Origin of the sequence: Rosenbergiella sp. YN46 (genome assembly GCF_036620675.1) — a bacterium.
Taxonomy (GTDB): Bacteria; Pseudomonadota; Gammaproteobacteria; order Enterobacterales; family Enterobacteriaceae; genus Jejubacter.
The window spans coordinates 1-20,942 of record NZ_JAZHEE010000024.1 but is presented as its reverse complement, the minus strand read 5'-3'; the positions used below and the strand labels follow the sequence as shown (position 1 = coordinate 20,942).

General features: G+C 53.7%; 18 protein-coding genes, 2 tRNA genes and 2 other RNA genes. 10 read left to right on the top strand and 12 right to left on the bottom strand.

Translation table 11 applies throughout. The features are described from left to right. Positions 1–151 precede the first annotated feature (151 nt). Entirely contained in the window at positions 152–325 is a 174-nt protein-coding gene (locus V3W49_RS15835) for a YciY family protein (protein WP_500146780.1), read from the bottom strand. 144 nt (positions 326–469) lie between these two features. Here V3W49_RS15835 and cls point away from each other — a divergent pair, with 144 nt between their 5' ends. Further along, complete coding sequence (cls, locus tag V3W49_RS15830) at positions 470–1,930, top strand: cardiolipin synthase (protein ID WP_500146779.1); 1,461 nt, start codon at positions 470–472, stop codon at positions 1,928–1,930. Between the two features lie 32 nt (positions 1,931–1,962). After that, on the top strand, positions 1,963–2,292 hold the full coding sequence (locus V3W49_RS15825) for an HI1450 family dsDNA-mimic protein (RefSeq protein WP_138099263.1): 330 nt from the start codon (positions 1,963–1,965) through the stop codon (positions 2,290–2,292). 36 nt (positions 2,293–2,328) lie between these two features. On the opposite strand, the gene oppF is transcribed toward V3W49_RS15825, so the two are convergent. The 6 genes from oppF to V3W49_RS15795 all read right to left on the bottom strand — a co-directional run bounded on the left by oppF (position 2,329) and on the right by V3W49_RS15795 (position 9,058). Next, positions 2,329–3,330, bottom strand: coding sequence for a murein tripeptide/oligopeptide ABC transporter ATP binding protein OppF (oppF, locus tag V3W49_RS15820; RefSeq protein WP_500146777.1), 1,002 nt, complete (start codon positions 3,328–3,330; stop codon positions 2,329–2,331). Then, positions 3,327–4,316, bottom strand: coding sequence for an ABC transporter ATP-binding protein (locus V3W49_RS15815; protein WP_500146776.1), 990 nt, complete (start codon positions 4,314–4,316; stop codon positions 3,327–3,329). The genes oppF and V3W49_RS15815 overlap by 4 nt, the downstream gene beginning before the upstream one ends. 11 nt (positions 4,317–4,327) lie before the next feature. Further along, positions 4,328–5,236 carry an oligopeptide ABC transporter permease OppC gene (gene oppC, locus V3W49_RS15810; protein ID WP_500146774.1) on the bottom strand — a complete coding sequence of 303 codons (909 nt, stop codon included), beginning with the start codon at positions 5,234–5,236 and terminating at the stop codon, positions 4,328–4,330. A gap of 14 nt (positions 5,237–5,250) precedes the next feature. Continuing rightward, the gene (oppB, locus tag V3W49_RS15805; protein ID WP_500146773.1) at positions 5,251–6,171 is read right to left on the bottom strand and encodes an oligopeptide ABC transporter permease OppB; all 921 of its coding nucleotides are present in this window, start codon (positions 6,169–6,171) and stop codon (positions 5,251–5,253) included. Between the two features lie 67 nt (positions 6,172–6,238). Beyond that, a complete protein-coding gene (gene oppA, locus V3W49_RS15800) occupies positions 6,239–7,870 on the bottom strand; it encodes an oligopeptide ABC transporter substrate-binding protein OppA (RefSeq protein ID WP_500146771.1) in 1,632 nt (543 codons plus the stop codon). Positions 7,871–8,410: 540 nt separating this feature from the next. After that, a complete protein-coding gene (locus tag V3W49_RS15795; protein ID WP_500146769.1) occupies positions 8,411–9,058 on the bottom strand; it encodes a YchE family NAAT transporter in 648 nt (215 codons plus the stop codon). 442 nt (positions 9,059–9,500) lie between these two features. Between V3W49_RS15795 and adhE the strand changes: the two genes are divergently transcribed. After that, a complete protein-coding gene (adhE, locus tag V3W49_RS15790; RefSeq protein ID WP_500146768.1) occupies positions 9,501–12,194 on the top strand; it encodes a bifunctional acetaldehyde-CoA/alcohol dehydrogenase in 2,694 nt (897 codons plus the stop codon). A 62-nt stretch (positions 12,195–12,256) separates the two neighbouring features. Here adhE and tdk read toward each other — a convergent pair whose 3' ends face one another. Next, on the bottom strand, positions 12,257–12,862 hold the full coding sequence (tdk, locus tag V3W49_RS15785; protein ID WP_500146766.1) for a thymidine kinase: 606 nt from the start codon (positions 12,860–12,862) through the stop codon (positions 12,257–12,259). A 540-nt stretch (positions 12,863–13,402) separates the two neighbouring features. Between tdk and hns the strand changes: the two genes are divergently transcribed. Further along, entirely contained in the window at positions 13,403–13,816 is a 414-nt protein-coding gene (gene hns, locus V3W49_RS15780; RefSeq protein ID WP_500146765.1) for a histone-like nucleoid-structuring protein H-NS, read from the top strand. Between the two features lie 475 nt (positions 13,817–14,291). Here the strand turns inward: hns and V3W49_RS15775 are convergent, their stop codons facing one another. From V3W49_RS15775 to rssA, 4 genes are all read right to left on the bottom strand, one after another. Then, positions 14,292–15,635 carry a UDP-glucose dehydrogenase family protein gene (locus tag V3W49_RS15775; RefSeq protein WP_500146764.1) on the bottom strand — a complete coding sequence of 448 codons (1,344 nt, stop codon included), beginning with the start codon at positions 15,633–15,635 and terminating at the stop codon, positions 14,292–14,294. A 23-nt stretch (positions 15,636–15,658) separates the two neighbouring features. Continuing rightward, entirely contained in the window at positions 15,659–16,567 is a 909-nt protein-coding gene (galU, locus tag V3W49_RS15770) for a UTP--glucose-1-phosphate uridylyltransferase GalU (RefSeq protein ID WP_500146763.1), read from the bottom strand. Positions 16,568–16,766: 199 nt separating this feature from the next. Beyond that, positions 16,767–17,780, bottom strand: coding sequence for a two-component system response regulator RssB (gene rssB, locus V3W49_RS15765; protein ID WP_500146762.1), 1,014 nt, complete (start codon positions 17,778–17,780; stop codon positions 16,767–16,769). Between the two features lie 93 nt (positions 17,781–17,873). After that, a complete protein-coding gene (rssA, locus tag V3W49_RS15760) occupies positions 17,874–18,761 on the bottom strand; it encodes a patatin-like phospholipase RssA (RefSeq protein ID WP_500146761.1) in 888 nt (295 codons plus the stop codon). 110 nt (positions 18,762–18,871) lie between these two features. Between rssA and V3W49_RS15755 the strand changes: the two genes are divergently transcribed. From V3W49_RS15755 to V3W49_RS15730, 6 genes are all read left to right on the top strand, one after another. Continuing rightward, positions 18,872–19,330 carry a YchJ family protein gene (locus V3W49_RS15755; protein ID WP_500146760.1) on the top strand — a complete coding sequence of 153 codons (459 nt, stop codon included), beginning with the start codon at positions 18,872–18,874 and terminating at the stop codon, positions 19,328–19,330. Between the two features lie 46 nt (positions 19,331–19,376). Further along, positions 19,377–20,219 (top strand): formyltetrahydrofolate deformylase, encoded by an 843-nt coding sequence (gene purU, locus V3W49_RS15750; protein WP_500146759.1) that lies wholly within the window; start codon positions 19,377–19,379, stop codon positions 20,217–20,219. A 142-nt stretch (positions 20,220–20,361) separates the two neighbouring features. After that, positions 20,362–20,446, top strand: a tRNA-Tyr gene (locus V3W49_RS15745). Positions 20,447–20,489: 43 nt separating this feature from the next. Continuing rightward, positions 20,490–20,621: non-coding RNA, RtT sRNA (locus tag V3W49_RS15740), on the top strand. 57 nt (positions 20,622–20,678) lie between these two features. Then, positions 20,679–20,763: transfer RNA gene (locus V3W49_RS15735), tRNA-Tyr, on the top strand. Between the two features lie 46 nt (positions 20,764–20,809). Continuing rightward, a non-coding RNA gene (locus V3W49_RS15730) (RtT sRNA) lies at positions 20,810–20,941 on the top strand. The last annotated feature ends 1 nt before the right edge of the window (position 20,942 follow it).

Sequence of the window (20,942 nt, the reverse complement as noted above, 5' to 3'; positions counted from 1 at the left end):
ACCGGACGGGGCTCCTGACCACAAAAAGATGCATATTAAATACATGTTATATTGCTGTTAAAAATCAATATGTAAGAAAAATATATTCTGAGGGAAAAGGAAGATGAGCGTGAAACATTCAGGGCACCCCACGGGTGCCCTGCAACACGCTTTAGCGATCGTGAAAGGCAAACAGCAACGTTAAGCGCTGCTGATGAGCCAGACTCTTTCTGATGGCGTGAATGCGCATGTTACGCCGCGACTGGGCTTCCAGCCAGCGAGTCTTGCGCCTTTGGGTCTGGCGCAGCATGCGCCAACGGCCGACCTCGGTTCGACTACGCCTCATTTTTTGGACTCTTTAAGAAAAACGACGCTTCATTATAGATCCTTCTCCACACTAAACCAGCCGTTTTATCCACTGTTTTAGTTTCCCGTGGCCGCAGTTGTGCGTACACTCTTAAGGACTCGGTTTCTAACGGATTTTTGAACTATGACAACCTTCTACACGGTAGTGAGTTGGCTGGTCATTCTGGGCTACTGGCTGCTGATCGCCAGCGTGACGCTGCGGATACTGATGAAACGCCGCGCGGTTCCCTCGGCGATGGCATGGCTGCTGATTATCTATATTCTTCCGCTGGTAGGCATTATCGCCTATCTGTCGCTGGGCGAATTACATCTTGGCAAACGCCGGGCCGAGCGGGCGCAGGCCATGTGGCCTTCCACCGCCCGCTGGCTGAACGATCTGAAATCCTGTAAGCGCATTTTCGCTACCGAATGCAGCGACGTAGCCAGTTCGCTGTTTGAACTGTGCGAACGCCGCCAGGGCATTGGCGAGGTTAAAGGCAATCAGCTTCAGTTGCTAACCGACTCAAACGATGTAATGCAGGCGATGATTCGTGATATTCAGCTGGCGCGCCACAATATCGAGATGGTGTTCTATATCTGGCAACCCGGCGGTATGGCGGACAAAGTCGCCGAATCGCTGATGGCCGCGGCACGACGCGGCATTCATTGCCGTCTGATGCTGGATTCCGCCGGCAGCGTCGCCTTCTTTCGCAGCCCGTGGGCCGGGATGATGCGCAACGCCGGCATCGAAGTAGTGGAAGCGTTGAAAGTTAATCTGATGCGTGTTTTCCTGCGCCGCATGGATCTGCGCCAGCACCGGAAGATGGTGATGATCGATAACTATATCGCTTACACCGGCAGCATGAATCTGGTGGATCCGCGCTATTTTAAGCAGGATGCCGGCGTGGGCCAGTGGGTGGATCTGATGGCGCGCATGGAAGGCCCGGTGGCGACCTCAATGGGCGTAATCTACTCCTGCGACTGGGAGATTGAAACCGGCAAACGTATTCTGCCGCCGCCGCCGGATGCCAACGTAATGCCGTTCGAGCAGGCCAGCGGCCATATTATTCAGACTATCGCTTCCGGCCCTGGCTTCCCGGAGGATCTGATTCACCAGGCGTTGCTCACGTCGGTCTATGCGGCGAAAAAATATCTGGTCATGACCACCCCCTATTTCGTGCCAAGTGACGATCTGCTGCATGCCATCTGTACCGCGGCCCAGCGCGGCGTCGAGGTCAGTATCATTATTCCCCATAAAAACGACTCCCTGCTGGTCGGCTGGGCCAGCCGCGCCTTCTTTACCGAACTGCTGGCCGCCGGTGTTAAGATCTACCAGTTCGAAGGCGGCCTGCTGCACACTAAAAGCGTACTGGTGGACGGCCAGCTCAGTCTGGTAGGCACCGTCAATCTGGATATGCGCAGCCTGTGGCTGAATTTTGAGATAACCCTGGTTATCGATGATGACGGCTTCGGCAGCGATCTGGCCGCTGTCCAGGACGACTATATTTCCCGCTCGCGGCTGGTGGATGAACAGCTATGGCTGAAGCGTCCGCTGTGGCAGCGCATCTGCGAGCGACTGTTTTACTTCTTTAGTCCGTTGCTGTAAAACAGGGCGCAAATCAACAAGTGGTAATCATGATGGATATGGATCTTAACAACCGCCTGAGCGAAGACGAAACCCTGGAACAGGCCTACGATATCTTTCTGGAGCTGGCGCCGGACAACCTGGATCCAGCCGATATCATCCTGTTTAACCTGCAGTTTGAAGAACGCGGCGGCGCGGAATTGTTCGATCCGTCTGAAGACTGGGCCGAACACGTAGACTTCGATCTCAATCCCGACTTTTTCGCTGAGGTGGTGATCGGTCTTGCCGACGAAGACGGCGGTGAGATTAACGATATCTTCGCCCGGGTGCTGATGTGCCGCGAAAAGAGCCACAAGCTATGTCATATCCTGTGGCGCGAATAATGACCTGAAAAAAGCCGCCGTTTCCGGCGGCTTTTTTTATAGCGGATCCACCTTCAGGCAGGCCACTGCGTGCTGAAAACTCCCCTCCAGCGGCGGTTTAGTCGCAGCGCACTCCGGCCCGGCCATCGGGCAACGGGTACGAAACACGCAGCCCGAAGGTGGATTAACAGGCGACGGCAGATCGCCTTCCAGCAGCTGTAACGGCTTCGCCTTCTCCCGATCCGGATCCGGTAACGGCACCGCTGACATCAGCGCCCGGGTATAGGGATGGAGCGGATTACGATAAACCTCATCCCTGGCCCCCAGTTCCACCGCATGGCCCAGATACATCACCAGAACCCTGTCGGAAATGTGTTTTACCACCGCCAGATCGTGAGCGATGAAAATCAGCGATAGCCCCATTTCTCGCTGCAAATCCCGCAGCAGATTCACCACCTGAGCCTGAATAGAGACATCCAATGCCGATACCGGCTCGTCGCAGATAACCAGCTTCGGCTCCAGAATCAGCGCCCTGGCGATACCGATACGCTGACACTGCCCGCCGGAAAATTCATGGGGATAGCGGTTAATCAGGTTAGGCAATAGCCCCACCTTCGCCATCATCGCTTTAACCTTATCGGTCACCTGACGGCGCGGCAGTTGCGGATGATATGTGCGCAGCGGCTCGGCAATGATATCGCCGATAGTCATCCTCGGATTCAGCGACGCCAGCGGATCCTGAAAGATCATCTGGATATCGCTGCGTACTTCACGCCACGCCCGGGTATCCAGTTCCGTCAGTTCACGCCCAAGCCAGGTAACTCGACCGGCAGAAGCTTTTACCAGACCGATAAGGGCTCTGGCAAATGTCGACTTGCCGCAGCCCGACTCCCCAACCACACCCAGGGTTTCACCCGCGTACAGGCGCAGCGTCACACCATCCACCGCCTTCAGCTGCTGCGCCGGTTGCCAGAACCAGCGTTTGTCGTCGCGCACATCGAAATGAACTTTCAGGCTATCGACTTCGAGCAGAACCTCACGTTCTTCGATCTGGCTCATACCATCTCCTCCTGTGGCTTATAGCAGGCGCGCAGCCGCCCCTGTTCAAACGGCGTAAGCGGTGGCGCCTGGCGACACTCCTCCATAGCCCAGGGACAGCGCGGTCGAAACGGGCAACCTGTCGGCAGGTTCAACAAATTGGGCGGATTGCCCGGAATGGTCAATAGCACCTCTTCTTCACTGTCCAGCGCAGGCACCGCGCTCAACAGGCCTCGCGAATAGGGATGCGATGGCCGGTAGAAAATATCCCGGGCGCTGCCATACTCCATGGTACGTCCGGCATACATGACCAGCACCTGGTCGCACAGCCCGGCTACCACGCCCAGATCGTGGGTAATCATAATGATAGCGGTATTAAATTCGCGCTTCAGCTCGTTGAGCAGGCTCATAATCTGCGCCTGCACGGTAACATCCAGCGCCGTGGTTGGCTCGTCGGCAATCAGCAACTGCGGACGGCACAGCAGCGCCATGGCTATCATCACCCGCTGGCGCATACCGCCAGAAAACTCGTGCGGATACATGCGCATGCGCTTGCGGGCTTCCGGCATCCGTACCGCGTCCAGCATCTGTACTGAGGCACTGAACGCGTCGGCCTTGCTCATTTTTTTATGTAGCATCAGTACCTCCATCAACTGTTCCCCTACCCGCATATAGGGATTCAGAGAGGTCATGGGGTCCTGAAAAATCATCGCAATCTGCTCGGCGCGCAGTCGGTTCATCTGCGCTTCGGGCAGATTAAGGATCTCACGGTCATTAAAACGCGCCGAGCCGCCAGTATGGCCGTTGGACGCCAGTAGCCCCATAAGGGCAAACGCAGTCTGGGACTTACCGGAGCCGGACTCGCCGACAATGCCCAGCGTTTCGCCGGCTCGCAGGCTGAAATTCAGAGAATCAACCGCAGTAACATCGCCATCCGGCGTGGAGAAGGTCACCCGCAGGTCTTTAACCGCCAGCAGCGGCGCAGTCAGGTTTGGATTGTGACTCATCGGCTCACTCCTTAACGATCTTTCGGGTCGAGGGCATCGCGCAGGCCATCGCCGATAAAGTTAAAACAGAACAGAGTCACCACCAGAAACCCCGCCGGAAACAGCAGCAGCCAGGGGGAAACCTCCATCGAATTGGCACCATCGCTCAACAGCGCACCCCAGCTACTGAGCGGCTCCTGGGTACCCAGCCCCAGGAAGCTAAGAAAAGATTCAAACAGAATCATATTCGGCACCAGCAGCGAGGCATACACCACTACCACGCCCAGCACGTTAGGCACGATATGGCGCATCACAATCCCGGCGGTAGAGACGCCACCAACCTGAGCGGCTTCGATAAACTCTTTGCGCTTAAGACTCAGGGTCTGGCCGCGCACGATACGCGCCATATCAAGCCAGGAAACCATGCCGATTGCCACAAAGATCAGCAGAATGTTCTGGCCAAAAAAGGTCACCAGCAGGATAACGAAAAACATAAACGGAAATGAGTTAAGGATTTCCAGCAGGCGCATCATCACTGAATCCACCCGACCGCCAAGATATCCGGAAAGCGCGCCATACAGCGTGCCGACAACCACCGCCACCAGCGCCGCGCAAATACCCACCATCAGAGAAATACGCCCGCCAATAGCCACCCGCACCAGCAGGTCGCGCCCGGAAGAATCGGTGCCGAAGTAGTGCCCGCTGGCCCATTCCGGCGCCGCGGACATCATCGCCCAGTCGGTGTCGTCATAGGTAAAGGCGGAAAACATCGGCGCCAGTATCACAAAGATCGCAATCAGCGCCAGAACCAGCAGACTGGCGGTAGCGGCCCGGTTATGCAGAAAACGACGCCGCGCATCCTGCCACAGGCTGCGGCCTTTGACATCCAGCTGCTGGCTGAAATCCTCCAGCACGGCGCTGTTCTTATTACTCATCATCATCGGTCAGCTCCGCGTCAGTAACGAATTTTCGGATCGATCAGCGCATAAAGCACATCGACCACGGCGTTGAACAGAATGGTCAGCACCCCTACCAGAATCGTCAGGCTAAGCACCAGCGAATAGTCACGGTTCAGCGCACCGTTAACAAACAGCTGACCAATACCCGGCAGGCCAAAAATGGTTTCAATCACCATCGAGCCGGTAATGATGCCCACGAAAGCCGGCCCCATATAAGAGATCACCGGCAGCAGAGCGGGACGCAGCGCGTGACGCAGAATAATGCGCCGCATCGGCAGCCCCTTAGCCCGGGCGGTGCGAATAAAGTTCGAGTGCAGCACTTCTATCATTGAGCCGCGGGTAATACGGGCAATACTGGCGATGTAAGCCAGCGACAGCGCCACCATCGGCAGAATCACATAGTTTATCCGTCCGCCGTTCCAGCCGCCTCCCGGCAGCCATTTCAGCGTAATTGAGAAGATCAGCACCAGCAACGGCGCCACCACAAAGCCCGGAATCACCACCCCGGTCATGGCGAAGCCCATTACCGTATAGTCCCATTTGGTGTTCTGTTTCAGGGCGGCTACAGTACCGGCCCCCACTCCAAGAATGACCGCCAGTGCAAACGCGGCCAGCCCCAGTTTCGCTGAAACCGGAAAAGCACCGGCCACCAGATCGTTGACTGAATAATCTTTATATTTAAATGAAGGCCCGAAGTCCCCGTGAGCCAGCTGTTTCAGGTAACTCAGGTACTGGGTCATGATGGGATCGTTAAGATGGTATTTAGCCTCAATATTGGCCATCACTTCCGGTGGTAGATTACGCTCGCCGGTAAAAGGGCTACCTGGCGCCAGGCGCATCATAAAAAAGGAGATGGTAATTAAGATAAACAGCGTCGGTATCGCTTCCAGACAGCGACGCAGGATAAATTTCAGCATTGCCCTAACCCTCTGGCTCTGTCACTGGAGAGGTATCGAGCGGCGGGTCTTAACCCGCCGCAAACCATCAGTGCTTAATAATGTACATATCTTTGGTGTAGGTATTATCCAGCGGATCCTTGCCGGTATATCCCCCCACCCACGGTTTCACCAGTCGGGTATTCACATAGTAATAGACAGGCACGATGACGGAATCTTTGTCCAGCTGCTGCTCTGCCTTATCGTAAAGCGCTGCCCGGGCATCATTACCAGAAGCTTTCAGAGTCTCGGCGATAATTTTATCGAATGCCGGGCTCTTATAATGCGCGGTATTGTTGGAGCTGTCCGACAGCATGGTATTCAAAAACGAGCTCGGCTCGTTATAGTCAGCGCACCAACCGGCGCGAGCAACATCATAATTCCCCTGATGGCGGGTATCCAGGAAGGTTTTCCACTCCTGATTTTCCAGCCGTACGTTAACACCCAGATTTTTCTTCCAGATAGAAGCGGCAGCAATCGCCATCTTCTTATGCAGATCCGAGGTGTTATACAGCAGATCAAAACTCAGTGGTTTTCCTTTACCATAACCCGCAGCTTCCAGCAGTTTACGCGCTTCTTCATTGCGTTTTTCCTGGCTCCAGCCAACCCATTCTGGCTTCGTTAGTTTCATTCCATCGGCGTAAGGCGGGGTATAGCTGTACGCCGGAAGGTCGCCCTGATTTTTCACCTTATTGACGATAATATCGCGATCCAGACCCAGTTTGAGCGCCGTGCGCACTCGCGGATCGTTAAACGGCGGCTTGTTATTATTGATTTCGAAATAGTAGGTACACATATAAGGGGTGATGCTAAGCTCTTTCGGCAATTCCTGTTTCAGTTTGCGAAATAGCTCAATCGGCAGGTAATTATTAGTGATGTCGATTCCACCGCTGCGATAGCGGTTAACGTCGGTCACTTCAGAAGCAATCGGCAGCCAGGTAACCTGATTGATAACTGTTTTATCGTTATTCCAGTATTGTGGGTTACGGGTCAGTACCAGTCGTTCATTCACCACCCACTGCTTCACGGTATAGGCACCGTTATTCACCATCTTGCCAGGCTGGGTCCATTTATCTCCGTATTTTTCAATGACCGCCTTCGGTACCGGCGACATAGAAGGATGAATCAGCAGCTTATAAAAATAGGGTACCGGCTGGCTTAAGGTGACTTGCAGCGTATGGTCATCCAGCGCCTTAACGCCCAGGCTCTCCGGCTTTTTCTTACCGGCGATAATCTCATCAACGTTGACGATATGGCCATACTGAAGATAACTGGCATAAGGAGAAGCGGTATCCGGCGTCGCCAGTCGCTGCCAGCTATAGACAAAGTCCTGGGCGGTCACAGGTTCACCATTGGACCATTTAGCGTCTTTACGCAGATGAAAGGTCCAGACTTTAAAATCCTGATTTTCCCATCTCTCCGCCACGCCGGGAATCGGGTGGCCCTGGAGATCGGAAATCAGGAGCCCTTCAAACAGATCGTGACTGACATTGGATTCCGGAATTCCTTCAATTTTATGCGGATCCAGCGACTGTACTTCCGCGCCGTTATTGCGCACCAGGGTCTGTTTTTCCGCCAGAGTGACTCCGTGCGGAACCTCCGCCGCCCCTGCCCCATTCGCCGTGATTAATGCCCCCAGCATCGCCATCGCGATACGGGTTTTCTTTGTGATGATGGTCATTGTGTTATTGCTCCTGTACTTATAATTATTGGCCCTTTCAGGCCTGCGCCATGCCGGGTACAGCCCGGCGGCGGGCGTCGGCTGAACGAAAGACCGACAGCCCGTCATTCCTGTTACGCTCGCGCTAATCCAGCGCACCGTATTTATGAATCCTGTCGACAGAGGTAGACACAATCACCAGACAAAAGATAGAAAATGGGTTTTAACACTATAAATTATGCTTATTTCATTATAAATATTGGTATAGCTCGACTCTCCGCAAACTAGCAAAATGACGAAGGCTTCCGCCAGGAATATTTTGCAAAATTGTTAAGCAATGCACCCGACGAATAAAAATCACTCAACCCTCGATGCCAGTCGTGGAGTCAGGTACTAATAACACTGACCGATCGCGGCGGCAAGACGCGATCGACTGTCGGCTGGCCGGAACCGGCCCGGAGCCTAATTCAGCGATTTATATAGGATTTTGATATATCAGAACAGAGAATATGACCGCGGCCCCATCAGGCGCCGCGGTAAACAGAAGTGTTGAACCGTCGATTAACTCAACAGACCGGGAAATATCGATTTAATACCGGTGACGATAAACTCAATACCGAGCGCCATCAGCAATAATCCCATAATTCGGGTAATGACGTTAATTCCGGTCTGTCCCAGCAAACGCACCAGCCACGGTGCGGCACGAAACAGCAGCCAACAGCTCAGAGCAAACAGCGCGATTGCGACGCTAAAACCCGCCAGATGGAGCCAGTTGTCATAACGGGTACTCCAGACGATGGTGGAGCTGATAGCGCCGGGGCCAGCCATCAGCGGTAGCGCCAGCGGCACCACCCCCACGTTCTCGCGAATGGCCGTTTCCGATTTTTCCTGCTTATTCTGTTTATCCTCCCCCAGTTTGCCGCTGATCATCGACATGGCGATAGTGACCACCAGGATACCGCCAGCGATCCGGAAGGAGTCGATGGAGATCCCGAACATCTGCAGAATAGCATCCCCCAGGAACAGCGAGCACCAGAGAATAATCGCGACCGAAAGGCTGGCGGTCATATTGGTCTTATTACGCGCCGCCGCGGTCTGGTAGCTGGTCATGCTGATAAACACCGGCAGGATCCCTACCGGGTTCACCAGCGCGAACAAACCAATAAAGAATTTAAACCAGGTTGGAAAATCAAACAGTATCTGAGTCACCCGAGACTCCAAAAATAAACGGGGAAAAAAGGCCCGCGTAATGTAATGGAAAAGCGCTCGTGGCGCCACGTTAATTAGCCAACAGAGCGTTATCTCCTCACAGACAGCGTCGGTTTCGCTGATATTATAGCCACTCATCCCACGCCTACCCCTTTTGCACAGGTGGCGTGATTAATAAAGCGGCAAAACCGCCTGCTGAAAGGTGTCAGCTTGGCGTAAAATTGACATAGATCACAAAACAACTACTCAGAAGTGAGTAACCTTGGTGACGCCGCCAGGGATAACAGCGTCAGGTTGATGATGTTTCAGGCAAGGCTCTTTTAGTAAATCTGCGTCGCAGCAGTTTTCGCTCCCTGCGAACAAGCGACAGTAAATCGGCGAACTATACTGGTATCCTGGATGCTGATTTACTAAAAGAGTTTAACATTATCAGGAGAGCATTATGGCTGTTACTAACGTCGCTGAACTAAACGCACTCGTCGAGCGCGTAAAAAAAGCCCAGCGTGAATATGCCAATTTCACCCAAGAGCAGGTTGATAAAATCTTCCGTGCCGCCGCACTGGCCGCCGCCGATGCTCGTATTCCCCTCGCCAAAATGGCCGTTTCCGAATCCGGCATGGGTATCGTTGAAGATAAAGTCATCAAAAACCACTTTGCTTCCGAGTATATCTACAACGCCTATAAAGATGAAAAGACCTGCGGCATCCTGGAAGAAGACGAAACTTTCGGCACCATCACCATCGCTGAACCCACCGGAATCATCTGCGGTATCGTTCCGACCACCAACCCGACATCAACCGCTATCTTTAAGGCGCTGATCAGCCTGAAGACCCGTAACGCCATTATCTTCTCACCGCATCCACGTGCTAAAAACGCCACCAACAAGGCGGCGGATATCGTACTGCAGGCGGCTATCGCAGCCGGCGCGCCGAAAGACATCATCGGCTGGATCGACGAACCTTCCGTAGAGCTGTCCAACCAGCTGATGCACCACCCTGACATCAACCTGATTCTGGCCACTGGCGGCCCGGGCATGGTGAAAGCCGCCTACAGTTCCGGTAAACCGGCTATCGGCGTAGGCGCGGGCAACACGCCGGTGGTTATCGATGAAACTGCGGATATCAAACGCGCCGTGGCCTCTATCCTGATGTCCAAAACCTTCGACAACGGCGTTATCTGCGCCTCCGAGCAGTCAGTCGTGGTTGTGGATTCCGTCTATGACGCGGTACGCGAGCGTTTCGCCAGCCATGGCGGCTACCTGCTGCAGGGTAAAGAGCTGAAAGCCGTTCAGGAAATCATTCTGAAAAACGGCGCGCTGAATGCAGCTATCGTCGGTCAGCCGGCGGTGAAGATCGCAGAAATGGCAGGCATCGACGTTCCTGCCGGCACTAAAATCCTGATTGGTGAAGTGACTGAGGTGGATGAAAGCGAGCCGTTCGCTCACGAAAAACTCTCTCCGACTCTGGCGATGTATCGCGCTACCGATTTCGAAGATGCGGTTGTTAAAGCAGAAAAACTGGTCGCTATGGGCGGTATCGGTCACACCTCCTGCCTCTACACCGACCAGGATAACCAGCAGGCCCGCGTGAACTTCTTCGGCGATAAGATGAAAACCGCGCGTATCCTGATTAACACTCCGGCGTCTCAGGGCGGTATTGGCGATCTGTACAACTTTAAGCTCGCACCTTCTCTTACCCTGGGCTGCGGCTCATGGGGCGGTAACTCTATCTCCGAGAACGTTGGTCCGAAACACCTGATCAACAAGAAAACCGTTGCTAAGCGAGCTGAAAACATGTTGTGGCATAAACTTCCGAAATCTATCTACTTCCGTCGCGGCTCGCTGCCGGTGGCGCTGGATGAAGTGGTTACCGACGGCCACAAGCGTGCCTTCATCGTGACTGACCGCTTCCTGTTCAACAACGGTTACGCCGACCAGATCACTTCCGTGCTGAAGGCCGCCGGAGTGGAAACCGAAGTCTTCTTCGAAGTTGAGGCGGATCCGACGCTGAGCATCGTGCGTAAAGGCGCCGACCAGATGAACTCCTTCAAGCCTGACGTGATTATCGCGCTGGGTGGCGGCTCCCCAATGGATGCTGCGAAGATTATGTGGGTCATGTACGAACATCCGGAAACCCACTTCGAAGAACTGGCGCTGCGCTTTATGGATATCCGTAAACGTATCCACAAGTTCCCGAAAATGGGCGTCAAGGCGAAGATGATTGCCGTTACCACCACCTCCGGTACTGGTTCTGAAGTCACACCGTTCGCGGTAGTGACCGACGATGAAACCGGTCAGAAATATCCGCTGGCTGATTATGCCCTGACCCCGGATATGGCGATTGTCGATGCCAACCTGGTGATGGATATGCCGAAATCCCTGTGCGCCTTCGGCGGCCTGGATGCGGTAACCCACGCCCTGGAAGCCTATGTTTCAGTACTGGCATCTGAGTTCTCCGACGGCCAGGCGCTGCAGGCGCTGAAGCTGCTTAAAGAGTATCTGCCAGCCTCTTACAACGAAGGCGCCCACAACCCGGTAGCTCGCGAGCGCGTACACAGCGCGGCCACCATCGCCGGTATTGCGTTTGCCAACGCCTTCCTGGGCGTATGTCACTCCATGGCGCACAAGCTGGGTTCCCAGTTCCATATTCCGCACGGTCTGGCCAACGCCCTGCTGATTTGTAACGTCATCCGCTACAACGCCAACGACAACCCGACCAAGCAGACCGCCTTCAGCCAGTACGATCGCCCACAGGCGCGCCGTCGCTACGCTGAGGTTGCCGATCATCTCGGCCTGAGCGCGCCGGGCGACCGCACCGCGCAGAAGATTGAGAAACTGCTGGCATGGCTGGAAAGCCTGAAGGCTGAACTGGGGATTCCGAAATCAATCCGTGAAGCCGGGGTTCAGGAAGCCGACTTCCTGGCGAACCTGGATAAACTGTCTGAAGACGCATTCGACGACCAGTGTACCGGCGCTAACCCGCGCTATCCGCTGATCTCCGAGCTGAAACAGATTATGCTGGATACCTACTACGGCCGTGATTTCGTAGAAGGCGAAGCCGCAGAAGCACCGGCAGCAGCGGAAAAACCCAAAGCTGCACCGGCCGCAAAAGCGCGCAAAAGTAAAAAAAGCGCCTAATCGCTAAACCATAAAAAAACCCTCCATGTGGAGGGTTTTTTTTATTTGCGTTCAGGACACCGTCAGCAACCCTTTATCGCCTGCAGTGAGCCTTTTGCCAGCGCAGCCTTATAATGCTTACGACACACCGAAACATAGCGCTCATTGCCCCCTATCTCCACCTGGGCCCCTTCCTGATAGGGACGCCCGCTTTGATCCAGTCGCAGCACCATGCCGGCTTTACGGCCGCAGAAACAGACGGTTTTTAACTCCACCAGTTTATCCGCCCAGGCAAGCAGGTACTGGCTGCCGCTAAACAACTCGCCGCGAAAATCGGTACGCAGTCCATAGCAGAGCACTGGAATATCCAGGTCATCCACCACCGCAGCCAGCCCGGAAACCTGCTCTCGGGTCAGAAACTGACTTTCATCCACCAAAACGCAGTGAATGGCCTCACGCTGGTGCTCTTCGCGGATTTCCGCCAGCAGAGACGTCTGTGGGTTATATAACCTCGCGGGAGAAGAGAGTCCGATACGAGAACTTACTTTGCCGGAACCGAAGCGATTGTCGATTTCCGCGGTATAAACCATCGTCCTCATACCACGCTCCTGATAGTTCCAGGAGGATTGTAACAGCGCGGTAGACTTACCGGCATTCATTGCAGAATAGTAGAAATAGAGCTGCGCCATCGCAGTCAAAACCCCGGGTTGAATGTCAAAAACGAAAGAAGCCGGATTGTACCATATCCCTCATCCACCCGACGCCCATTCCCTGCCAACATCAGGGATGATTAACGAATTATATATACCCACAAACTATTATCATGTGTGATTGTCCGACCGGTCATTATGCGGTTATCCTTTGTTAACCCACGGACTATACAGCGTTTTTATCGCCACACTCTTCGCTTTCATTCATAAACGGAAACTGTGACTCGCCTCAGGTTATCGTCTGATATTGAGGAAGAAGCGACCAATAAAACGAAAAAAAAAATTATCGATTGATGCTTTTATCTAATCCTTTATGCTGCGGCACATTGCCGAATTTTTGACTGCCACTGCGCTTTTTGTGATACCGCAGAAGGTCAATTAAAGTAAATAGAATAATAAAAGATGTGTCGGCTAATGCGATATTTTGAGTTCGTTGCGTTTATCCTATTGCAGAACCAGAATGAAGGCTCTATTATTACCTCAACAAACCACCCCCTATATAAGTTTGAGATTACTAAAATGAGCGAAGCACTTAAAATTCTGAACAACATCCGTACTCTTCGTGCTCAGGCCAGAGAATGCACTCTGGAAACGCTCGAAGAAATGCTGGCGAAACTGGAAGTCGTGGTAAATGAGCGCCGCGAAGAAGAAAGCGCAGCAGCCGCTGAAATTGAAGAGCGTAACCGTAAGCTACAGCAATATCGCGAAATGCTGATTGCCGATGGCATTGATCCTAACGATCTGCTGAGTGCAATGAGCAGCAATAAGTCTGGCACCAAAGCCAAACGCGCTGCTCGTCCGGCTAAATATGAATACACCGACGAAAACGGCGAAGCCAAAACCTGGACTGGCCAGGGCCGTACTCCGGCTGTAATCAAAAAAGCTATTGATGAGCAGGGCAAGAGCCTGGAAGACTTCCTCATCAAAGAGTAACCCTGATTTATGTGAAAAATCCCGCTACGGCGGGATTTTTTATTGCCCTTTGCCACATAAATCTTCCCCTGATAGCATGAAAAATCTCATCTTCGTTACCACTCTGTTAATTACAGCTAAACGATAAGACCGCAATAGCACTGTGACAATAAATTCATCCATCTCTTAGCCACAGCGCTTCTCACACCCCGGCTGGATAGCTGATAGAGAATCACCTTAGGCGATAATGTCAGGTTTTTTCTGACATTCACCCTCTTCCCGGTGCGGCTTATAACTCCCCACTCATTAATTTACCCTTTAGGATAAAGCTTCGATTTATACCATTCAGGCCTCTTCCCCTGAACGAGCAGGACAAATAACCCGTATGCCGTTCCGGTTAATGAAAAGATCCATGAATGAAATGAGGCGTACATCAGACCAGACAAAAAAAAGCAGCCGCCGAAGCGACTGCCTGTTTCATAACACGAGTAAAGTATCAGGAGGCCTGCTTCAGAGACGCCCCGCGACCAATCGCATAATAGGTAAAACCACGACGACTCAGGCGATCCGGATCGAACAAATTACGTCCGTCAAAAATAACCGGTTGCTTCAGTGTTTGCTTAATAAACTCCAGATCCGGAGCGCGGAAGCTCTGCCATTCAGTGCAGATAATCAAAGCATCCGCTTTATGTAACGCTGCCTCTTTAGTGCCCATCAGGCGTAAATCATCGCGATGTCCATAAATACGCTGCGTTTCATCCATCGCTTCAGGATCGTATGCCTGAACCGTCGCTCCACGTTTCCAGAGTTCTTCCATCAAAACACGGCTGGAAGCCTCTCGCATATCATCAGTATTGGGCTTAAAGGAAAGCCCCCACAGCGCGAAAGTTTTACCTTTCAGATCGTCGCCAAAGTGGCGCGAGATATACTGCGGTAGCTTCTGCTTCTGATCGTCGTTAATATCTTCAACCGCGCGCAGCAGTCTTGGCTCATAGCCAATCTGCTGCGCCGTGCGGATTAATGCCTGCACATCTTTCGGGAAACAGGAACCACCGTAGCCACAGCCGGCATAGATAAAGTGGTAACCAATGCGAGAATCCGAACCGATTCCCTGACGCACCTTTTCGATATCCGCACCCAGATGCTCCGCCAGGTTGGCTATCTCATTCATAAAGCTGATTTTGGTCGCCAGCATGCAGTTGGCGGCGTATTTAGTCAGCTCGGCGCTGCGGATATCCATCAGGATCATCCGGTCATGGTTGCGGTTGAAAGGCTCGTACAGCTCACGCAGCAGATCGACAACCTCATCATTGTCGGTTCCCACTACAATGCGCTCAGGGCGCTTACAGTCCGCCACCGCAGCCCCTTCTTTCAGGAACTCAGGATTAGAGACAACGTCGAAAGGAATTTCTACGCCGCGACTCTTTAACGTCTCTTCCATCACAGCGCGCACTTTATCCGCTGTGCCGACCGGCACGGTGGACTTATCAAGCACCACCTTGTGAGAGGTCATATGCTCGGCAATAGTGCGGGCAACGGCGAGGACGTATTTCAGATCCGCAGAGCCGTCTTCGTCCGGCGGCGTTCCCACGGCAATAAACTGCATTGTGCCGTGTTCCACCCCTTTCCGGGCGTCAGTACTGAAATTCAGACGCCCCTCCTCATAATTTTTAGTGACCAGCGGCGTCAGGCCCGGTTCGTAAATGGGAATATTTCCCTTTTTCAGATTCTCAACTTTGGTTTCATCGACATCGATACACATGACGTCGTGGCCGACTTCAGCAAGCACTGCAGCCTGCACCAGCCCCACGTAGCCAATGCCAAATACCGTCACTTTCATTAGGTTGTCCCGGTTTCAGTGATTTATTTTTTCCCGCCAACGGCCTCTTTTAGCCAGGCCTTGAACCCTTCGCCCAGGCTGTCGTGGCGGATGCCGTACTCAACAAACGCCTGCATATAGCCGAGTTTGTTGCCGCAGTCGTGGCTCTTACCCTTCATGTGGTAAGCCTCAACGGTCTCTTTATCCATCAGCATGGCGATAGAGTCCGTCAGCTGAATTTCGTCACCGGCTCCAGGGGGGGTTCGGGCCAGCAGCGGCCAGATATCAGCGCTGAGCACATAACGGCCCACAACAGAAAGATTAGAGGGGGCTTCGCTGGCCTTCGGTTTTTCCACAATGCCGACCATCGGTACGCTGTCGCCCGGATTCAGTTCAGCGCCTTTGCAGTCCACCACACCATACGCCGTAACGTCTTCAACCGGTTCAACCATAATCTGGCTGTGGCCGGTCTGTTCGAAACGTTTGATCATTTCGGCAAGGTTATCGCGGCTCAGATCGGACTCATATTCGTCCAGAATCACGTCCGGAAGAATCACGGCTACCGGCTCATCACCCACAACCGGGTGCGCGCACAGCACCGCATGACCCAGCCCTTTCGCCAGCCCCTGACGCACCTGCATGATGGTAACGTGCGGCGGACAGATGGACTGCACTTCTGCCAGCAGCTGGCGCTTAACGCGTTTTTCCAGCATAGCTTCCAGTTCGAAACTGGTGTCAAAGTGGTTTTCAATGGAGTTCTTGGAAGAGTGGGTAACCAGAACAATCTCGGTGATTCCCGCAGCAATACATTCATTGACCACATACTGAATCAGCGGTTTATCCACCAGCGGCAGCATCTCTTTAGGGATGGCCTTAGTGGCCGGCAGCATACGCGTCCCCAGACCCGCAACCGGGATTACCGCTTTCCTTACTTTTGTATTATTAGCAGCCATTAAAAATCTCCTGGACTGTTCAAGTATTACACTTGTACGTCAATTAAAACGAGGTCGAGTATATCAGCTTGAAAAAAATTTCCGCCCCGAAATACCTGCCCCACCAGTAAATTAAGACTAATACGAAACAACCTGCGGTGATATTAGCACCACAAGGACACAACAGGAGATACCATTTTTAGGGAAAGGATTTAAGCGCTTACTCCGTGCTCAGCATCAGGCGTAAACGTCCCCCCGCACCCCAGACCTGGCACTGCCAGGCGTCGCAACGCTGGCTAATTTGATTAAGGTAGGTATTGCCCAGGGTGCCCAGCGGAACGCCATTGCTGACCTGGATTTGATGGCCGCCGGTATTTAAAGAAGCGTTCAACCCAGCGGAAACTAAAATAAGATTTTTTAACGTACTGTGATAATAACCAACCAGTAGCGGAAACTGCCCGACTAAATTAGCCTGGCGAAGTAACTGATTAACCTGTTTAAGTAAAGTACCTAATTCCGGCAGTCGCTGACGCTGGCGCGCCAGCTGCTCCTGAAGTAGTCCGTTAAACAGCGCGCGCAGCAGCAACGCCGCCAGCACGCCGTTGTCTCCGGCACGGGTAACATCCAGACAGTAAAACGCCAGATCGTTATCCGATAACGGCGCGATATCCAGCACCAGGCCAGGTTTATCGGCCGAAACCAGTTGCCGGTAATTCACCCGACAGTGAGCCATATCCTGCTGCACCGGCGGCTGCAGCTGCTGCAACAGACTCGCGGCCGCCTGCGGGTTGCTGACCAGCGCATCCCAGTCCTGGAACAGGCGCTCCTCCTCTTCTACCCGGGAATTAAAGGCAGAGGGATAGAGACAGGCAAACACCGTTTCGCGCAGGCGATTAAGGTCTTTTATAGGCTTCAGCAGAACGTCCTGCACTCCCAGCCGTAAAGCCCGGGCGATATCCGACATATTCTCGGTGGCGGAGATCACCAGAATGGGCATTTGATTGCCGCTATTACGAATGCGTTCCACCAGAGTAAGGCCGTTCATCCGCGGCATTGCCAGATCGCAGATCAGCAGATCCGGCGCGGCGCAGGCGATCTGCTCCAGCGCCTCAATGCCGTCCCCTGCCAGGCGCGTCACCGCACCAAGAGAAACCAGATAAGAGTCCAGCAGCGACCGGAAAACGGGTTCGTCTTCGACAATTAAGATCTGTTTTCCGACCAGCGGCTGCGTCATGTGCGTTCCCCAGACTGACAATAGTTAAATAGTGGCAGTTGCCTTGGGTTTTCGCCTGCCAGATTTAGCCGAAGAAGCGTAAAACGCACAGAACTACTCATGAGTACGCACCAGAGGTAATAGTTCATCCAGCTTTTTCTCAACCGAGAGAGTTCCCGCTGCAATAGCCTCTTCGGCCCGATGAAAATCCAGCGTGGATATTTGCGGGCAGTAGGGTTGCAGTACGATATCTGGCGGATCCCCCGCCATGCGGTTGCGCTTCAGACGATTTTCCAGCACCTGGATTGAGGTGCTCATAATTTCCATCGCGCCCGGAGGCGCGCTGGTGCGCCGGGTCAGCAGTTGACCAAGGCGCTTACGCCAGCCGGACGGCTGGCGCCCGGCTTCATTACGGGGCTCATCAGACAGCAGCTCCTGTTGCATCAGGTGGGCGTCGTGCTGAAGATCGACCGCAATAACGATATCTGCGCCCAGCGCCCGGGTTAGTGAAACTGGCACGGGATTAACCACCGCGCCGTCCACCAGCCAGTAGCCGTTATGGCGTACCGGCGCCAGCAGGCCCGGCATGCTGCACGATGCACGCACGGCGGTATGCAAATCGCCTTCGGTAAACCACAGCTCGCGGCCGGTGCTCAGATTAGTAGCTACAGTAGCAAAACGCAGCGGCGTCTGCTCGATCCGATCGTGAGGAATAAGGCGACGAACATGGTTAAAAACCCGTTCACCACGCAGCAGACCGCCGCGACGCCAGGAAAGATCCATCAGGCGCAGTACGTCCCAGTAGCTAAACGAACGCACCCAGCGTTCAAACATCGTCAGACGGTCACAGGCATAGGCTGCGCCCACCAGGGAGCCTACTGAACAGCCCGTTACGATATCTGGCCGGATCCCCGTCCGCGCCAGAGCATTAATCACGCCAATATGGGCCCATCCCTTGGCAGCGCCCGAACCCAGCGCCAGTCCAATTTTCACCTGTCTCATTACGCCTCGGTCAGCTTCCCCGGAAAAACACCTCGTGGCATCAACGCCACCGCTCAGTTAATATAAGCCGCCTGGCCGTACCTGTTCGTTTTTATACCCAAGGAGATACTTTGTCGCAGCTTTGTCCTTGTGGCAGCGGTTTGGATTATAGCCTATGTTGCCAGCCTTACCTACGCGGAGACCTGTTACCCAAAGATCCGTCACAACTTATGCGCAGCCGTTACAGCGCTTTTGTCATGCACGATGCCGAATGGCTGATCGCCAGCTGGCACCCAGGCGTGGGCGCTGAACGTCTGCGCGCCGATCTTGAAGCCGGTTTCGGCCGTACGCAATGGTTAGGTCTGACGCTATTTGAAGAGAGTCCGGGCAGAAATGCGAACGAGGGCTACGTTAGCTTTGTCGCGCGTTATCAGGAACAGGGGGCGCCCGGCGCAATTATCGAACGTTCCCGATTCTTAAAAGAACGGGGACGGTGGTATTATATCGACGGCCAGCGACCGGATATCGGACGTAACGATCCCTGCCCCTGCGGCTCCGGGAAAAAATTTAAAAAATGCTGCGGTAGCTAGCGGCATATATAACAACTCACTTTCCTTCAACAGGATCTTCCCCGCAATGCAAGCTTTACAACGAAAAGTTCTGCGCACCATCTGCCCCGACCAGAAAGGGCTAATCGCGCGCATCACCAATATCTGTTACAAGCACGAGTTAAACATCGTACAAAACAATGAGTTCGTCGATCACCGCACCGGTCGCTTCTTTATGCGTACCGAGCTGGAAGGCATCTTTAACGATACCACCCTGCTGGCGGATCTTGACGGCGCACTGCCGGAAGGCTCCCGGCGCGAACTGCATCCCGCCGGTTCGCGCCGGGTGGTGATCCTGGTGACCAAAGAGGCCCACTGCCTGGGCGATCTGCTGATGAAGTCCCGCTACGGCGGCCTGGACGTGGAAATCGCTGCGGTTATCGGCAACCATGATACCCTGCGCGGGCTGGTGGAAAGTTTCGACATCCCGTTCCAGTTGGTGAGTCATGAAGGTCTGACCCGCGAGCAGCACGATAATCAGATGGCTGAAGCCATTGAAGCCTGGTCGCCCGACTACGTAGTACTGGCGAAATATATGCGAGTGCTGACCCCTGAGTTCGTGGCCCGCTTCCCGAATCAGATCATCAACATTCATCACTCGTTCCTGCCAGCTTTTATCGGGGCTCGTCCCTATCACCAGGCCTATGAACGCGGCGTGAAGATCATCGGCGCCACAGCGCACTACGTCAACGATAATCTGGATGAAGGCCCGATCATCATGCAGGACGTGATTCATGTCGATCACACCTATACCGCCGAGGATATGATGCGCGCCGGGCGCGATGTAGAGAAAAACGTACTGAGCCGCGCGCTGTATCAGGTGCTGGCTCAGCGGGTCTTCGTCTACGGTAACCGAACGATTATTCTGTAAGCACCCGGGGAAAAGGTTGTTTAACTTTAGGGCGTTACGCGCAAAAAGTACGCAAACAATTTATTTTCCCGAATTCATCTCTTTACAGGGGCGCTTCATTTGATATGATGCGCCCCGCTTCCCGAGACGGAAGCAGGCCAGTGGTGGGGTTCCCGAGTGGCCAAAGGGAGCAGACTGTAAATCTGCCGTCATCGACTTCGAAGGTTCGAATCCTTCCCCCACCACCATTATTTGCCGTCACCATACGGTAAGCCGCCAGGTAAAGCTACTGCGCAACACCTGACGGGAAGGGTGAGAACCTTCGATAAAGGTTCGACTCGAGCGCAAGCGAGAGAACGTTGCTGAAGGCAACAGCCCGCAGGGTGAGGAGCGAAGCGACGAATAATCCTTCCCCCACCACCATCTTTCCTCACTGTTTACAGTGAAGCGGCGTAAAGCCACAACAATTTGATTTCCCCCGGTGGGGTTCCCGAGCGGCCAAAGGGAGCAGACTGTAAATCTGCCGTCATCGACTTCGAAGGTTCGAATCCTTCCCCCACCACCATCACTTTATGTTTCTCCGTATTTAATCCCAGAGTCAGTTTTCCCATAGTGTACAAACACAGGGAAGGACGAGAACCTTCGATAAAGGTTCGACTCGAGCGCAAGCGAGAGAACGTTGCCGCAGGCAACGGCCCGCAGGGTGAGGAGCGCAGCGACGAATTATCCTTCCCCCACCACCAT

Bases quoted from the DNA above. Each gene is read 5' to 3' on its own strand.
- rssA (WP_500146761.1), bottom strand. From the start codon at position 18,761: ATGAGACAGGTGAAAATTGGACTGGCGCTGGGTTCGGGCGCTGCCAAG.
- tdk (WP_500146766.1), bottom strand. From the start codon at position 12,862: ATGGCGCAGCTCTATTTCTACTATTCTGCAATGAATGCCGGTAAGTCT.
- purU (WP_500146759.1), top strand. From the start codon at position 19,377: ATGCAAGCTTTACAACGAAAAGTTCTGCGCACCATCTGCCCCGACCAG.
- cls (WP_500146779.1), top strand. From the start codon at position 470: ATGACAACCTTCTACACGGTAGTGAGTTGGCTGGTCATTCTGGGCTAC.
- oppB (WP_500146773.1), bottom strand. From the start codon at position 6,171: ATGCTGAAATTTATCCTGCGTCGCTGTCTGGAAGCGATACCGACGCTG.
- oppA (WP_500146771.1), bottom strand. From the start codon at position 7,870: ATGACCATCATCACAAAGAAAACCCGTATCGCGATGGCGATGCTGGGG.
- V3W49_RS15775 (WP_500146764.1), bottom strand. From the start codon at position 15,635: ATGAAAGTGACGGTATTTGGCATTGGCTACGTGGGGCTGGTGCAGGCT.
- V3W49_RS15815 (WP_500146776.1), bottom strand. From the start codon at position 4,316: ATGAGTCACAATCCAAACCTGACTGCGCCGCTGCTGGCGGTTAAAGAC.
- hns (WP_500146765.1), top strand. From the start codon at position 13,403: ATGAGCGAAGCACTTAAAATTCTGAACAACATCCGTACTCTTCGTGCT.
- oppC (WP_500146774.1), bottom strand. From the start codon at position 5,236: ATGATGATGAGTAATAAGAACAGCGCCGTGCTGGAGGATTTCAGCCAG.
- V3W49_RS15835 (WP_500146780.1), bottom strand. From the start codon at position 325: ATGAGGCGTAGTCGAACCGAGGTCGGCCGTTGGCGCATGCTGCGCCAG.
- V3W49_RS15825 (WP_138099263.1), top strand. From the start codon at position 1,963: ATGGATATGGATCTTAACAACCGCCTGAGCGAAGACGAAACCCTGGAA.
- galU (WP_500146763.1), bottom strand. From the start codon at position 16,567: ATGGCTGCTAATAATACAAAAGTAAGGAAAGCGGTAATCCCGGTTGCG.
- rssB (WP_500146762.1), bottom strand. From the start codon at position 17,780: ATGACGCAGCCGCTGGTCGGAAAACAGATCTTAATTGTCGAAGACGAA.
- oppF (WP_500146777.1), bottom strand. From the start codon at position 3,330: ATGAGCCAGATCGAAGAACGTGAGGTTCTGCTCGAAGTCGATAGCCTG.
- adhE (WP_500146768.1), top strand. From the start codon at position 9,501: ATGGCTGTTACTAACGTCGCTGAACTAAACGCACTCGTCGAGCGCGTA.